The 15,578-nt window shown below is 68.7% G+C and carries 11 protein-coding genes; 8 read left to right on the top strand and 3 right to left on the bottom strand.

Annotated features, from left to right (window positions below; all coding sequences use genetic code 11):
- Nucleotides 1–1,285: 1,285 nt before the first annotated feature.
- Nucleotides 1,286–2,374 (top strand): glucuronyl esterase domain-containing protein, encoded by a 1,089-nt coding sequence (locus WME82_RS29735; protein WP_438038062.1) that lies wholly within the window; start codon nt 1,286–1,288, stop codon nt 2,372–2,374.
- A 142-nt stretch (nt 2,375–2,516) separates the two neighbouring features.
- Here the strand turns inward: WME82_RS29735 and WME82_RS29730 are convergent, their stop codons facing one another.
- A complete protein-coding gene (locus WME82_RS29730; protein ID WP_438038061.1) occupies nt 2,517–2,963 on the bottom strand; it encodes a hypothetical protein in 447 nt (148 codons plus the stop codon).
- A gap of 362 nt (nt 2,964–3,325) precedes the next feature.
- On the opposite strand from WME82_RS29730, the gene WME82_RS29725 reads away from it, so the two are divergent.
- From WME82_RS29725 to WME82_RS29705, 5 genes are all read left to right on the top strand, one after another.
- Nucleotides 3,326–4,408, top strand: a complete 1,083-nt coding sequence (locus WME82_RS29725) for an FG-GAP repeat domain-containing protein (RefSeq protein WP_438038060.1) — start codon at nt 3,326–3,328, stop codon at nt 4,406–4,408.
- Between the two features lie 283 nt (nt 4,409–4,691).
- Complete coding sequence (locus WME82_RS29720; RefSeq protein WP_438038059.1) at nt 4,692–5,498, top strand: hypothetical protein; 807 nt, start codon at nt 4,692–4,694, stop codon at nt 5,496–5,498.
- Between the two features lie 224 nt (nt 5,499–5,722).
- A complete protein-coding gene (locus WME82_RS29715; RefSeq protein ID WP_437850503.1) occupies nt 5,723–6,880 on the top strand; it encodes a sensor histidine kinase in 1,158 nt (385 codons plus the stop codon).
- A complete protein-coding gene (locus WME82_RS29710; RefSeq protein ID WP_437739882.1) occupies nt 6,877–7,533 on the top strand; it encodes a response regulator in 657 nt (218 codons plus the stop codon). Before WME82_RS29715 ends, WME82_RS29710 begins: the two co-directional genes overlap by 4 nt.
- Nucleotides 7,534–7,663: 130 nt before the next feature.
- Complete coding sequence (locus WME82_RS29705) at nt 7,664–8,392, top strand: DUF2306 domain-containing protein (RefSeq protein ID WP_438038058.1); 729 nt, start codon at nt 7,664–7,666, stop codon at nt 8,390–8,392.
- Here the strand turns inward: WME82_RS29705 and xylA are convergent.
- Nucleotides 8,373–9,704 (bottom strand): xylose isomerase, encoded by a 1,332-nt coding sequence (xylA, locus tag WME82_RS29700; RefSeq protein ID WP_437911815.1) that lies wholly within the window; start codon nt 9,702–9,704, stop codon nt 8,373–8,375. The two genes, WME82_RS29705 and xylA, sit on opposite strands and share 20 nt — an antisense overlap.
- Before the next feature lie 1,012 nt (nt 9,705–10,716).
- Here xylA and WME82_RS29695 point away from each other — a divergent pair.
- Both WME82_RS29695 and WME82_RS29690 read left to right on the top strand, forming a co-directional pair.
- Nucleotides 10,717–12,222 carry a hypothetical protein gene (locus tag WME82_RS29695; RefSeq protein ID WP_438038057.1) on the top strand — a complete coding sequence of 502 codons (1,506 nt, stop codon included), beginning with the start codon at nt 10,717–10,719 and terminating at the stop codon, nt 12,220–12,222.
- A 176-nt stretch (nt 12,223–12,398) separates the two neighbouring features.
- Nucleotides 12,399–14,822 carry a substrate-binding domain-containing protein gene (locus tag WME82_RS29690; RefSeq protein ID WP_438038056.1) on the top strand — a complete coding sequence of 808 codons (2,424 nt, stop codon included), beginning with the start codon at nt 12,399–12,401 and terminating at the stop codon, nt 14,820–14,822.
- 191 nt (nt 14,823–15,013) lie between these two features.
- Here WME82_RS29690 and WME82_RS29685 read toward each other — a convergent pair whose 3' ends face one another.
- Nucleotides 15,014–15,457 carry a DoxX family protein gene (locus tag WME82_RS29685; RefSeq protein WP_437850495.1) on the bottom strand — a complete coding sequence of 148 codons (444 nt, stop codon included), beginning with the start codon at nt 15,455–15,457 and terminating at the stop codon, nt 15,014–15,016.
- Between the last annotated feature and the right edge of the window lie 121 nt (nt 15,458–15,578).

Genomic DNA, 15,578 nt, shown 5'->3' with positions numbered 1-15,578 from the left:
GCGGGGTAAGGGCGAGCGTGCAGGCCGCCCGGCGGCGGAAGAAGGGCCGCCCGGCGCCGCTGAGCCCGTACCTCCGGGGGCCCATCGCCGCCGGAGTTCGGTTCGCCCTCCGACAAGGAGCAGACGACCAGACTCCACGTGAACGCGACGCGACGAACAAAGTCTCGCCAACAGGTGTCGCTTCTCGGATGTCCCTCAGGTGCGAGCTTTCGCGAGGTGTTCCCGGAGACGATCCGGAGGGGTCGCCTCGACTACAAGCTTGTTGAACATTTGCATCCTTGCCAAACGCTGCGCGCTCCGGTCGTACGATTCCCAGCGATAAGCGTGATCGAACTGCCCTCCGCTGGGAATGGGCATCTGGTGATGTCGTTCCGGCCAACCGTCTCCAAACCTCTCCCCCCAACGGCCCTCCTCCCCTGTTCGTCGCGCGCGGCCCCAGCGACAGCCCCGAGACCACCGGCTCCGAGGCTCTTCCCTCCGGACCCGGCTGGACCGGAGGCGTCGTCCGGGGAGAAGTTCTCCTCATCGAACGACGTCCGCCCACCGCAGGCGACTGCAGAGGACCCGGGGAGGAAGCGAAGAGCTCGCGCTCGAGCGGAGCGCATCGCCAGATCCGGGACTTGCTCCCAGGCCCCGGGAGCGCCGTTCTCATAGCTCAGTTTACGGGTCCTCGGCCTGGCGGCGAACGAATCGCACCGCGCCCTGAAATCTCTCGTTCACGTCCCATTGGCATACTCACAGCGCAAATTCGCTCGCGTCGCGAAAACAGCGTCACCAACGCGAAAAACGCACAAACTTCACACTCGTCTGCTATAAGTACGGCGGCTTTTCGCGTGTCGGGTACCACCTGTCATGTGCCCGTGTCGCACGCCGCCACTGCCCTCGAAACATGGAGGCCTTCATGTCTGTCCGTTCTCGTGCCTCGCGCAAATTAACCGCTCTCGCGATCCCCGTCCTCGCCCTCTTGAACTTCCCTGGCTGCGCTACAGAAGTAGGATCCGGCGGTGCCGGGGGAGATGCTTCGGGCTCAGGCGGCGGGACCCCGAGCGGGAGCGGGGGAGTCACCTCGGGTGCAGGCCCCGCGACCAGCGGTGCTTCCACGAGCAGCGGAGGCGCCGGTACGGGCGGCGGTGCCGCGACGAGCGGAGCCGGCACGGGCGGCTCCCCGACCGGCGGGGCCAGCACGACCAGCGGGACTGGCGAGCCTAGCGCGACCAGCGGGACTGGCGGCGGCCAATTCACGTGTGTCCTGCCAACTTTGCCCGAGCCGAGCGGTCTGACCGAGGTGAACGAGAAGCTCCCGGATCCGTTCACGTTCTTCAACGGAACGAAGGTCACGACCAAGGAGCAGTGGGAGTGCCGCCGCAAGGAAATCCTGGCCATGGCAGCCAAGTACCTTTACGGCCCGGTCCCCGGCGAGCCGGATGAGGTGACCGGAACCGTATCCGGAGGTACCGTTTCGATCACCGCCAAGGTGGGTGGAAAATCAGAGACCTTCTCGGCGAGCATCAGCGGATCCGGCAGTGTGATCGCTCTCAAGTTGTCGGGTGGGATTTTCCCGTCGGGCAGCAAGACGCTGTCGTTTGGAAGCGGCTTTGAAGGCAAGATTAGAAATCTTTTCGGCCTGTCCGAGGTCAACACCAACATCGCCAACGGGTGGATGATTGACCGGGTGATGGACGTGCTGGAGAAGAACCCGGGCAGCGGGCACGATCCCACGAAGGTGATGGTGTCGGGGTGCTCCGGGTGTGGAAAAGGCGCTTACCTGGCGGGTGTCTTCAGTCGCGCGCCGGTGGTTGTCATCGTGGAGTCGGGCGGCGGTGGTGTAGCCAATCTGCGCCAGGCGGAGTGGTTCAGGCACGGTGATGGTGGTTCTGTTTGGCAGTGCAAGGATGCCAAGCCTCAGAGCATCGACAACCTCGAGGACAGCGGTATCTGCGGACCCTGGGTGACCAGCGCGGCCCGCTGGCTCCGGAACGACCCCTCGAAGGTGTACAACCTCCCCTTCGATACGCATATGCTGCTGGCGACCATCGCTCCACGGCACCTGGTGCACTTCACGAATGCCAACGGCAGGGACTCGTGGTGTCACCTGGGTGGGACCTGTGAAGCGCTCTCCGCATGGGCGGCAAAGCCGGTGTGGAAAGCGCTCGGCGTTCCGGAGCGCATGGGTTTTACGATGTACAGCGCAAACCACTGCAGCGCCTCGGGCACTCAGACCGCCCTCGCAGGCGAGATGTTCAAGCGAGCGTTCGAAGGCAATACCAGCGCAAACACGGACGTGATGAACATCCTGGACAATGGCGTTCAGCAGCCGGTCAGCGAATGGAAAAGCATGTGGATTGACTGGGATATGGATACAGTGCTGCAGTAGTGAGCCTGGTCACGAGAAGGCGCGGCCGGGCCGTTGTGCGAGGCCCTGCCGCGCCGGCGCGGCCGCCCCCGGTCCGTTGACCGGAGCGGCGGGCTCCCGGTCCGGTAACGGACCGGCGAGACAGCGCGGAAACGAAGCGCGTTCACTCCCAGCCGGAGCTGCTTGCCGCGCCCAGGATCGCGCTCACGCCGTACACCTGGCCGCCGCGCATCTTGAACATGTGCATGTCGGTGTTCCCCATGAACATGGTAAACCCGACCCCGATTCCCCTCTCGACGTCGGCGAAGATGAGACGAGGGGGAAGCGCGGGTGATCCCGAGCCCGGCTGGCCAGGATTGCAGCTCGCGCCGGCGCTGCAGGTGAACGACCCGCCGCCGTTCTCGATGCGCTTGCAGTTGCTGACCGTGTTGCAGACGCCGCCCGGGAACATCCAGAAGTACTTTTCCATCCAGCCCTCGAGCTCGTCCCGCGAGTTGCGCTCGTTCTCCGGAACGGGCTCCTCCCACTTGACGGTATCCCCGCTCGCGATGATGGCGCCGGTGTTCGAGGCAAAATTTTGCCCGGAGACCTTGTAGTCCCCTGGCCGCACGGCGATGGTCTCGATCTCGGTGATCTCCTGACCCTGGAGCTTGAGGCGAAGCCACAGAGAGGATGGATATCACGCCATGGTCAGCCATGTCCTCGGCTACATCTCCCACGTTGGCACGTCAAGGCCGTCTTGCTCGCAGCGGCCGCGCGCCTCTCTTCGAAGGTTGGAGTGCTCCTGCGAGATAGAGAAAAATATCGTCACAACGTGCCGTCACACGCTGGCCCGGGCTCGCTGGTCGCCGCTGGACTGGCGCTTGCCGCTCCACGGGCGCGCGTGCTCGGCGCGCCCACGAGGCGGGATGCCGGACAGGAAATGCCCGGCCGGCATCTGTACCCGCGCCTGAGGCGCAAGAGAGGGCGCGTATGAGACGGTCTGCGGCTACAGGGGCGGCGCTGCGCGTGGTCGTCGCGATTCACACCATGGCCGCCTGTTCGCCGGGCGTCGACCTGCGCGAGCAACGTGGGGCGGACGAGCCCGCGGCGTCACCGCTGGGGGTCGCGACACCGAGGCTGGGCCGCACCCGGTGGGAGGCAGTCCGCCTGAACGACTTCGATGCCGACGGCATGGGGGACATACTCTGGAGCAGCAAGGAGCAGAACCTGATCGCGATCTGGCTCATGGAGGGGAACCGGCTCCTGGCGCCGGGGCCGCTCATCCCGGGACCCATCGGCCAGGGCTGGGAGGTGGCCAATGCGGGCGACTTCAACCGCGACGGCATGGCGGACGTGGTCTGGCTCAACGCAGACCGGCACCTGATGACGATATGGCTGATGAACGGAAGCCAGCTGCTCGCGCCGGGGCCGGTGCTCCCGGGGCCACCCGGCGAGGGATGGACGGTCACCTCGGCGACCGATTTCAACATCGATGGGATGTCGGATCTGCTCTGGAACAACGAGCGACAGAACCTGATGACGGTCTGGCTGATGGATGGATGCCAGCTGCTGGCACCGGGGCCGGTGCTCCCGGGGCCGCCCGGCGAGGGATGGACGGCGCCCACCGCGCAGGACGTGAACTACGACAACATGGGGGACGTGTTCTGGAACAACATCCAGAAGAACCTGATGGCGATCTGGCTGATGGACGGAGCCGAGCTGCTGGCGCAGGGGCCGGTGATCCCGGGGCCGCTCGGCCGCGGCTTCAAGATCGTCACGTCGTCGGACTTCAACTTCGACGGCATGGGGGACGTGCTCTGGAGCAGCCCCGAGCAGGGCCTGATGGCCGTGTGGCTGATGGCCGGAGCGCAGCTGCTGTCGCCGGGACCGGTGATCCCGGGGCCGCTCGGCCGCGGCTGGGAATTGCGCCCCGGCACCGACGTGAACTTCGACAGCATGGCGGACGTCCTCTGGTACGCCGTCGGAACGAACCAGGCGGCGGTCTGGTGGATGGACGGACCGCAAGTGCTCGCTCCCGGGCCGGTGATCCTGGGTCCGTACGACGGCGGGTGACGCGGCGCCGTCGCGCTCCCAGGCTCGCGACGGCTCGCGCGGCTCGATGCCGCCCCTTGTTCTGGACGCGCGACGGCGGCATTCCGGCGCGGACGGAGGTAGCAGAGATCGTCGCAGGTCGCCGTCGCCTCGAGCGCCGTTGCGGGCTTGACGCTCCTGGAACGTTTCGATTTCCTCCTCTCTCATGAACGGTGTGAATTCGGCTGCCGGAACTGCCGGAGAGGGCGCAAGAATCCGACGGTCGGCTCGATCGTGGCTCGACCGGCTGACGTCGATGGCCGCGGTGTGGTTGCTCGTCGCGTGCGGTTCGGGCGATGGGAACAGCGCCAGCGCGGGCGACACGGTCACGGGGGGCTCGGGCGGCGCAACGAGCGGGGCGTCTCACGGTCCGTCGGGAGGTCTGGGCGGAGGCAGCGACGGCGGCGGGGCGGGGGAGGGTGGCTCGGGCGGAGACACGGACCCTGGCGCAACGTCGGGCGCGTCTGCTGGGGGCGCAGGTGCGGCCGGAGAGGGCGGCGCTGGAGATTGCGAGAGCGGCCCGGAGGCGCTCGAAGGCAGCGTCCATCAAGGCGATCTGCTCATCGCGTCGGACGCGGACGCCCTCGCGGCGCGCGCTTACTCCACGATCGACGGCACGATCTCGGTCAGCCCCGACTTCGCCGGAACGCTCGACTTGCCCAGCTTGCTCGAAGTCGGCGGTATCCAGGCCGAGGGCGGTGCCTCGAGCGGGGAGCTGGTCGCGGCGCAGATCAAGGCGATCCGCATGCCGAACCTGGTGCGTGTCCGCGGGACGTTGTGGATCTATCTGGCGTTCGAGCTGCTGGAAGCCGACTTTCGCAAGCTCGAGACCGTCGACGAGCGGTTCTGGATCCATCGAAACACGGAGCTCGCGGCGCTGCGGCTCGATGCCTTGCGAAGCGTGGGCGAGGACGTACAGATCACCGACAATTTCAAGCTCCAGGCATGCGCCCTCGAGAGGATCGAAGCCAACCTGCGCGCGGCCGGCACCACCAGCATGAACATCTCCGGAGGCGTCCAGGAGACCGGCTGTGAATGCAGGCTCGTCTGCGGACAGGGGCTCTGCTTGTAACGAGCGCCGGTCCGTGGCCGAGTCGAGGACGTGAGCCATCGGACAGGGGGGCTCCCTGCCGGCAGCTTCGGGGCGTCGATCCGCGCGGCGCAGCGGACCATCGCGAGAGCGCCCCCATCGAGGCCTCGTGCGCGGCGTCCATCCGGTCTATGCTGCGACCAGCACGCCAGGTCGTCGTGCTGGTTCGCTCGAGCGATGGGTGTGGAGTCAATCCGGCTCTTCTCATGAGGCAGGTGCGCGCGTTCTTTCGATCCGTGTGGTCCGAGCCACGAGCACCGCACCCCCCGCGACGCGTCCGGATGGATTGGGTGCTCCTGGCCGCGTTCGCCGCGCTCGGCTCGATCGAGGTCGCGATCCGGCGCGACCTGCCGTGGCGGATCGCTTCGCTGGTCCTTTGCATCGGGCTCTTGCCGACGCTGCTCTGGCGGAGGACCAGGCCGCTGCGGATGGTCGTGATCGCGTTCGGCCTCCTCATCGCGATACAGCTCGCCGTGATGGCGACCGGCAGCGCATCGCCAGGGCTCTACGCGATGGTCTACATGGTGCTGCTGCCCTATTCGTTGTTCCGGTGGGGTACGGGGCGTGAAGCGATGATCGGGCTGCCGATCATGGTGACCTCGGCGGCGGTCGACATGATCCGTTCTCATGCCAGGACCGGCGATGTCATCGGGGGCTACGCCGTCCTGCTCTCCACGATGGCGCTCGGCGCGGCGGTGCGCTACCGGGATGGCGTGCGCCTGCGAGAGCTCGATGAAGCCAAGCTGGCCGAGCGAGAGCGGATCGCCCGCGACCTGCACGACACCGTCGCCCACCATGTATCGGCGATCGCGATCCGCGCGCAGGCTGGCCTGGTCGCCGCGTCGGCTCGCCCCGAGGCTCCCGTCGACGCGCTCCGCGTGATCGCGGACGAGGCGTCTCGCGCCCTCGGCGAGATGCGCACGATGGTCCGGCTCCTGCGCCGCGGCGAGTCGGCCGAGCTCGCGCCGAGCCCGCGGGTCGCCGACCTCGGACAGCTCGCAGGCCCATCCGCCACAGGGGCTTCCGTCGAGGTGAAGTTGACCGGGAGCTTCGATGACTTGCCATCGTCGGTCTCCGCCGCGATCTTTCGCCTCGCGCAGGAGGCGATCACCAACGCTCGCCGACACGCTCGCCACGCGACCCGGATCGACGTGGAGGTCACGGCCGACGACACGTCCGTACGTTTGCGGGTCACCGACGACGGCCAGGGGACCCACGCTGGCCATTCCACGTCGGCGGGATACGGGTTGGTCGGCATGATCGAACGAGCGACGCTGCTCGGCGGTACGTGCCATGCGGGCCCGGGCCCACGGCGCGGCTGGACGGTGACGGCCGTGCTGCCTCGGAATGGACGGACAACATGAGCATTCGCGTCATCGTCGCCGACGATCAAGAGATCGTCCGCACCGGGCTCAGCATCATCCTCGACGCCCAGCCTGACATCGAGGTCGTGGGCGTCGCCGGCGACGGACACAAGGCCGTGGAGCTGGCGCTCGCCCTCCGTCCCGACGTGTGCCTGTTCGACATCCGCATGCCCGGAATCGACGGCATCGAAGCTACCCGACGGCTCGCCGGCCCGGCCGTCGACCGTCCCCTGGCGGTCGTGGTGATCACCACCTTCGATCATGACGACTACGTGGTTGGCGCCCTCAAGGCCGGCGCCCGCGGCTTCTTGCTGAAGGACGCCGGTCCCGAGCTGCTCGCGCAGGCCATCCGCGCCGCCGCGAGCGGCGACGCCTTGATCGCGCCACGTGTCACCGCCCGCCTGCTCTCCTCGTTCGCCGCCTCTCGCCCCCAGCTGCCACGAGCACAGCCCGCGGAGGCCCTCACCGCCCGCGAGGAGGAGGTCCTCCTCATCGTGGCCCGCGGTCGAACCAACGCCGAGATCGCCGACGAGCTCCACATCAGCCTGAGCACCGTCAAGGCCCACATCGCCAGCCTCATGACCAAGCTCGGCGCGCGCAACCGGGTCGAGATCGCCATCTGGGCCTACGAGACCGGTCGCGTCCGCGACTGACCCGTCGGCCCGGGGCCAGGTGGCGGTGCACCTGGCCGAAAGTACGATCGTCCCATCGGGCAATCGGCCGACCCAGATCCGACTTTTGCGCCAATTGCGACGCAACCAGGGCCGTCCCTAGCTTGGCGGCATGACGAACGAGAGCACCACGACCCCCTCGGCGAAGCGAGACTGGCTCGTACCCGCGCTCCTGCTCGGCCTCAGCGCGGTCCCCGTTGTGGCCGGCGCCTTCCGCCTGGCCGAGCTGAGCGTCGGCGCCAAGGTCACCCCGGACAACGCCCGCTTCTTCGCTGCGCCCGTGCCCATCGTGCTGCACATTTTCAGTGTCAGCGTATTCTCGATCCTGGGTGCGTTCCAGTTCTCCTCGGGCTTTCGCCGCCGGAAGCCTCGCTGGCATCGCGCGGCGGGGTGGGCCGTGGCCCCGTCAGGGCTCGTCGCTGCCGCCTCGGGTCTGTGGATGCAGGCGTCTTACGAGCTCCCCGAGGGGGACGGCGACGCCCTCGCCGTTCTCCGGGTGCTGTTCGGCTCTGCCATGTTCATGTCGCTCGTGCTCGGCCTTGTCGCCATCTCGCGGCGCGACTTCGTCCGTCACGGCGCCTTCATGCTGCGCGGCTACGCGATCGGCCTGGGCGCGGGGACTCAGGTGCTGACCCACATGCCGTGGGTGCTGCTCGTCGGCGTGCCGGGCGAGGGCGTCAGAGCGCTCCTGATGGGCGCCGGCTGGGTGATCAACGTCGCCGTCGCGGAGTGGATCATCCGCAGGAGAGCTACATCTCTTCGGAAAGAAAAACAGCCGGGCGCGCAACGGCGCCCGGCTGTCGTTCCCTCGATCGCTCGGCTTATCGGATCCAGCGATTGATGATGTTTTCGTACAGCTCCTGCTGACCGCTCGTGAGCTTGACCTCACCGCCAGCGTTGCCGATCTCGGCCAGCTGCTCCAGCGTCAGCTTGCCCTGCTCGAAATCGGCGCCCTTGCCGCCGTCGAAGGACGCATAACGCGCCTTGCGCATCGCCTCGAGCGGCGACTTGCGGATCAGGTCGTCGGCGATGAGGAGCGAGCGGGCAAACACATCCATGCCGCCGATGTGCCCGTGGAAGGTGTCGATGAGATCGCTCGAGTTGCGGCGGCGCTTGGCGTCGAAGTTGACGCCGCCGCCCTGGAACCCACCGCTGCGGAGCAGGATGAGCATCATCTCGACCGTCTCGTTGATGTTGTAGGGGAACTGATCGGTGTCCCACGCGTTCTGATAGTCGCCCCGGTTGGCGTCGATGCTGCCGAGCATGCCGTTGTCCGCGGCCACCTGCATCTCGTGGTCCATGGTGTGGCCGGCGAGCGTCGCGTGGTTCGTCTCGAGGTTGAGCTTGAAGTCCTTGTCCAGGCCGTGCTGGCGCAGGAACCCGATCACGGTCTCGGCGTCGAAGTCGTACTGGTGCTTGGAGGGCTCCATGGGCTTGGGCTCGATGAAGAAGACGCCCTTGAAGCCGCGCGAGCGCGCGTAGTCGCGGGCGATGGTCAAGAAGCGAGCGAAGTGCGCCTTCTCGCGCTTCATGTCCGTGTTCAGCAGGCTCATGTACCCTTCGCGGCCGCCCCAGAACACGTAGTTCTCACCGTTCAACGCGATGGTCGCGTCGAGGGCGTCCTTGAGCTGGGCGCCGGCGTAGGCCAGCACGGAGAAATCCGGGTTCGTGGAGGCGCCGTTCATGTAACGCGGGTTGGAGAACAGGTTCGCCGTGCCCCACAGCAGCTTGACGCCCGACTGCGCCTGCTTCTGCTTGGCGTACTCGACGATGCTCTGGAGGCGACGCGACGTCTCGGCGCGGTTCTCGCCCTCCTCCACGAGGTCGATGTCGTGGAAACAGTAGTGCGTCGCGCCCAGCTTGGTGATGAACTCGAAGTTCGCGTCCATCTTCATGCGAGCACGGGCCAGCGCGTCCTTGCCCTCGTCCCAGGGGAAGTTGATCGTCCCCGGGCCGAACGGATCGTGCCCGCGCCCGCAGAACGTGTGCCAGTAACACACGGCAAACTTGAAGTGATCCTTCATGGCCTTGCCGGCGACGACGCGGTTGGCGTCGTACCACTTGAAGGCGAGGGGGTTGTCGGACTCAGGCCCCTCGAAAGGGATCTTGCCAACACCCGGGAAGTACTCTCTGTCTCCAGTGACAACGGTCATAAACGGATCTCCAGCTCGTGGTTTGCGTGTGCCTTAGTTCAGAGGGCGCCTTCGACAACGGTGTCCGCGGGGTAAGCCCCAGGGCTCTGGTCTCCAGGCCAGGGTGGAGGCGGTATCTCCACGCCCGCGCTGGGCTTCCAGGCATGTTGCGTTTGTTGTGGCTCCAGCGCTCCTCAAGTCAGGTGAACCACCGGCGCGCATCAATTGCGCGCGTGGCGGAATCGGCGGGCTAGCAATAACATGGTGCCGGGTCGGAGGCTAGGGTGGGCCTCCGGCGCCTCGCACCGTTGACTCTGGCTAGCTGTGCCGCGTCAACCTCCCCGCACGGACGAGCCGCGAGACCATACCGAGGTTGGCTTCGCTGCCCTCGCTGGATCCGTCACGGCGCTCGTGCTGCCGCCCCCTGCGATGCCGGCCGTGTTGAGCGAGCCGGTCCACGGCGGCGGTATCTTACAGCGACATGGCATTCAAGCGCCCGGCGGCGGAACTTCCACGTGGGTGGCGCCCGAGAGGGGCCAAGCCCTGCGCGTCCGTCGCTTCGCGAGGCAAGGACTCGCCCGCATCGTTTGCCGCCAGCCGCGCTCGCACGGACGCTTCGCTCACCTACCAGGTCAGCGTGTGCGTGTCAACGCTCGTCAGGACCCGCGTGACGGGGGGGCGGTCGGTGGCCTGGAGCGGGCGAGACTGCGGCCATCGCGGCGGATCGCGACGGTCGGCGCCGCAAGCGCGTCGCCCAGGGGCGCCTCGGGTGGCGCAGGAGGCCTCGCCGAGCCGCCGGGCCCCCTCACCGGGGGCCCGCGGGAGGAGCCTGGGACTGCTCGCGCGGCGGTGGGTGAGGGGATGTCCGCCATCGATGGCTGTTCTGGTCCAGGGTGCTGGCGTGGTGTCCTGGCCGGCGAGATCTCCGCACAGGACGCTGAGCGCCACGGCGCGTTCCTCGGGCGCCGAGCGGAGATTCTGCCCCATGAGAGGCCGGCTCGCGCGGTAGCGTGACGAGATGTCGAGACGAACCATGCGAGTCATCTGGCCTTTGGTTCTTATCACCTTGCCCCCGGGCTGCGCTGGCGAGTCGGGCGGTGAGGTGTCGAGCAGTAGCGGAGGAGCGTCGAGCGGGAGCGGGGGAGGGGCGTCGAGCGCGAGCGGCGGCGGGGCATCGAGCGGGAGCGGGGGAGGAGCGTCGAGCGGGAGCGGGGGAGGAGCGTCGAGCGGGAGCGGCGGCGGGGCGTCGAGCGCGAGCGGCGGAGGTGCGGGCGGGGATCCGGGCCCAGGCGCGTGCGGCGTCACCCGGGACCGCATTCGCAGCACCCAGGTCGACGTCGGGGGCCGCGTGATCAACAACGAGGATGAGGCCGCGCTGAAGCCGCTCGTCATCTCGCCGATACCGTCCGGCGGGTCGCGCCTGGCATGGATGAGCGACGACGGACAGGTCCACGTCCTCCAGCTCGACGCCGATGACAAGGCCGTGGGGCGCTCGTTCGGCTTGCCGGCGAACGACTTCGCCGACCTCTACGCCGACGACGACGGCGGCGTGCTGCTGCTCACCCGCGATGCGGAGGGCGGCGGAACGCTGAATTGCGGCACGCCCTCGAACCTGTGCGGCACGCCGCCGTCCCCTCCGGTCGCCTGTCACGACATGTACATGGTCCGCTTCGACGGCGAGCGCGCGACCTGGGCGACGAAGCTCACGAGCTCGAGCGCCGCGCTGCCGCCCTACTCGACCGGCCCCACCGGGCCCGAGGTGTACATGATCTGGTGGTACGCGCACCACGGCCGCATCGCCTTCGACGGCTCGCGCTATGCGGGCTATTTCGGCGCCGCGATCAGCGTCTCGCAAGGCGGGTGCATCAACATCCACCAGGGCGATCGCATGAAGGTCGTCGACGCGAACGGCGCGCTGCAGAGGGACGGCTTCGACTGGGGCTGCAGCCACAGCGGTTACGAGCGCATCCTCTGGGACGACAGCGCCCGGAAGTTCGTGACGGTGTGCAAGACCGACAACAACAACCGCATCGCGCTCGCGCCGAATTACAAGACGATCTATCCGGTCGATCTCGCCTACTCGAACCTTGGTAACCTCGTCACGGCGGCCGGCGGCGGCTACTGGCTCACGGCGAGCAATATCCGCTCGGGCCAGCCGGCGGGCGCGAACGGGCTCGCGGACGTCCGGCTGCTCCACTTCACCGACGGCGGCGCGGACAAGGACCTCACGATCGCCAGCGACGCGGGCATGAACCACCGCGCTCCGCACCTGGCCGCCTACGGCCGCTCCCGCATGCTCGCGGCCTGGGAGACCACGACGAGGGCCGGCGATATCGCCCGCAACGACGCGGCGCGCGCGCTGTTCCTCCAGACGCGCGATCGCGCCACCGGCGAGGCCGAGGGCGAGCCGCTGGAGGTCGACGTGCTCGGCAATCGTTACCAGGACTTCGTCGCGTTTCCCGACGGGAGCGTGGCCTTCGCCGCGCCCGGCAGCTCGAACACCACCATCCAGGTGCTGCGCATCCTGCCCTGCGAGTAGCGCGCGCCGCGCGGGCGACTCGTCACCTCCCCGGCGACCTCGGCCGTTGACGGCGGGCCGCGAGCCGGCCCACACACCTGGGGAGATGGGCAAATCGACCTTGACAGAACTGTGGCTCATCGCGCCTTCTGGGCCATCGCGTCGCGCGTCGTGACGGCGGATCGAGCGGGACCCGTATGCGCCATGGGGTGGATCTCTTCGCGACATTGCAGCAGATCGTGCGACGGGCCATGGCGATCGCGCCGCGGGCGCCGCGCGGCAGCCTGCTCCTCTGCGAAGGGAACCGCCTCGTTTACAGGGCGCTCGAAGGGTTCGGCGCGTTCGCTCGGCAAGGGGTGAATCTCCCGACCGACGCGGGCCTCGCCGCCGGAGGCGGCCCGCGCGCGGCGCCCGAGGCGGCGAGCGGGATGTGCGTTGTCAGTGCACATGCGTGGTATGAGGCGCACCTGCCTCTCGCGATCGCGGCAGAGGGCGCGGTGCCCGCCGGCGCGGGGGTGCTTGTCGCGCCCGTCGCCGTCCGGGGAGCGCCGGCAGGCTACCTCGCGCTGGAGCAGGCGACCCTCGAGCCTCCGCAGGGCGAGCGCCGCGTGATGCTCGAGGTGTTCCTGGACGCCGCCGGGGCCGCGCTGGAGCGGCACAGGCTCTATGACGAGAAGGCGAGATTGGCACAGGAGATTCGCCTGCTCGAGCAGGTGCTGAACGCGGTGGGCACCACGGTGGAGCCGGACCACCTGCTGGACACGCTCGCTCACGGCATCAAGAGCGTGCAGATCGACCAGCAATGGGCCTCGGTGGAGCTGTGGCTCGTCGAGGACGCCGGCGGCGGAGAGGGCGCCGTGGCCGCTTCGGGCGAGCTGGATGCCCGGGTGTTCCGGGCCGGGCGGTCGGCCCCCATGACGTACTTCCACACCCTGCGCGACGGCGCGGTCGACGCCGCGCGCGGCCTCGGCATCTCCGTGGATTTCCGCCTCGGGCCCCCCGGCGGCCCGGGGGGCCAGCGCGAGATCCTCGAGGACGGCATCCGGCGGGGTGTGGACGGCATCATCATCGCGCCGTGCGCCCCCGAGGAGGCGGAGGAGGGGTTCCGGCGCGCGGCGGAGGCGGGGATCCCGGTGATCGTCGTCGACACGCCGCCGGTGCCGGGCAGCCGGGCCCCGCTTTATATCGGCACGGACAACGTGGCGGCGGGCAGGCTGGCGGGCGAGGTGATGCGGCGGCTGCTGCCGAGCGGCGGGGTCGTGGCGCCGCAGCGGCCCACGAAGGACGCGATCAACACGCGCGAGCGCATCGAGGGGTTCTGCGCGGCGATGGAAGGGGCCGAGTTCACCGTGCTGCCCCCCCACGAGGACAGCGAGCACGATCAGGAGCTCGGGACGGAGCTCGCGCGGGCGGCCCTCCAGCGGCGGCCGGACATCGCCGGCGCCTTCGGGGTGGCGGTCGGAGGCGGGCCGGCATGGGGCCGCGCCGCGAGGGAGATCGGCAGGGGCGGAGAGCTCAAGATCGTCGCGTTCGATCTCTTCTCCGCGACGGTCGCGCTGCTCCGCCGGGGCGCGATCCACGCGACGATCGTGCAGCGCGAGTACGACATGGGGTATCGCGCCGCCGAGATCGTCCACCGGATGATCACCCGGGGCGTCGAGCCGACGCTCGCGGAGCTGCCGGCCTCGCGCATCATCCACACCGGCGTCGATTGCGTCACCCTCGAGCACACGCCGTGGTCCAAGACGCTCAGCGATCACCTCGCGCTCGACGCGGCCCGCCGCGTCGCGAGCCGGCGCGTCGAGGGCAACGCCGCCGGCCGGCCGATCGAGGTGCTGTTGATCGGCGTGGCGGCGCGCAGGGAGCCCGTCGTCGAGGAGCGCGTGTCCTTCTCGCCGCGCTCGCTGGTCGGCCGGGTGCTCGACGCCGGCCGCCCGCTCGTGATCGATCCGGCCGGGCACGGCGGGCGCGAGGACGCCTCGCTCCTCCGCGGGCACGCCGGCGCGCGGACGCTCGCCGGGGTGCCGCTGCGGGCGCGGGGCAGCGTTGTCGGCGTCCTCGTCCTGAGCAGCGAGCGTGAGGACGCCTGCGGGAGCGACGACGTGCCGTTCCTCGAGCGCGTGGCCGGCACCGCGGCCGTGGCCATCGAGAACGCCCGGCTGTTCAGCCGGATCTCCGAGCGGACCATCGAGCTGGAGCGGTCGAACCAGCTCCAGGAGTCGATGCTCCGGACGATCCATGAGCTGTCGAGCCCCGTGGTGCCGATCGCCGATGGAGTCCTGGTCATGCCCGTGGTGGGCACGATGGATGCCCAGCGCTCGAGCCGCTTCATCGAATCTCTGCTGAAGGAGATCCACGAGCACGACGCGCAGGTGGTGCTGATCGACGTGACGGGGATGGCGGTGGTCGACGCCACGGCGGCGAACCAGCTCGTCCGGGCGGCGCAGGCGGCGGCGCTGCTCGGCGCGGAGGCGGTGCTCGTCGGCGTGACCGCGGGGGCGGCGCAGATGATGGTCGCCCAGGGCCTGGACGTCGGCGCGATGGTCACGCACGTCGACCTGGCGCGCGGCTTCCGGTACGCCCTGGCGAAGACCGGCGGCCGCATCCTGTATCAGCGCTGACGGCGACGGCCGCCGATGGGGTCAGCGCGCTGAAGCATCCCCTCGAATTCTCCGGAAACTTCACAGGGAGACGGGGAGGCGGGGAGGGAAATTTTCAAAATACTCCCTGTCTCCGAGCCTCCCTGTTCAATTTCTCCGCTGAAAATGGCTGCAAAATAAGGGGATTCCTCAGGTCAGCGCGAACGGGCGGCTCAAGCCGCGCTCTCGACAGGCCGGAGCTTGCTCTGCTCCGCGCCGGCGCTCGCGTCGACGCGCGCGGCGAGCATCGGGCGGAACGCGGCGCGGTACGCGAAGGCGAGGTAGAGCTCGATGGCGAGGATGAGCCAGGACACCGGGTTCCCCGGCGCGAGGAAGGTGTGGAAGGCGACGATGTTCACGATGATGGGCGCGAGGAGCGCGAGCGCGAGGGGTACGTAGCGGTTCGAGAGCAACAGCGCGCCAGCGACGACCTCGGTCCCCTTGATGAGCGGGAACATGTACCCCGTCGCCGCGAGCGCGCCCGCGAAGCTGGCCGCGGCCTCCGGAGCCGGGGGCTGCGGCAGGAACTGCAAGAAGCCGTTGAGCCCGAACACGAAGAACACGAGCCCTTGCAGGATGCGGGCGGCGGTGGGGGCGAAACGCTTGACGTTGTTCATGGTGAGCCTCGCTGAGGTGTGGCGGGCTCTCCCGATCGGAGCGCCCACGCCTTTCCTGATGCGCCCTCGCGACGCCCGGTGCTATCGTGCAACGGCTCAACTCAACGTTGCGCTGGCGCAA

Origin of the sequence: Sorangium sp. So ce128 (assembly GCF_051525245.1) — a bacterium.
GTDB classification, from domain to species: Bacteria; Myxococcota_A; Polyangia; order Polyangiales; family Polyangiaceae; genus Sorangium; species Sorangium cellulosum_B.
The sequence above is the reverse complement of the archived record's forward strand: the minus strand, read 5'-3'. Positions and strand labels throughout refer to the sequence as shown.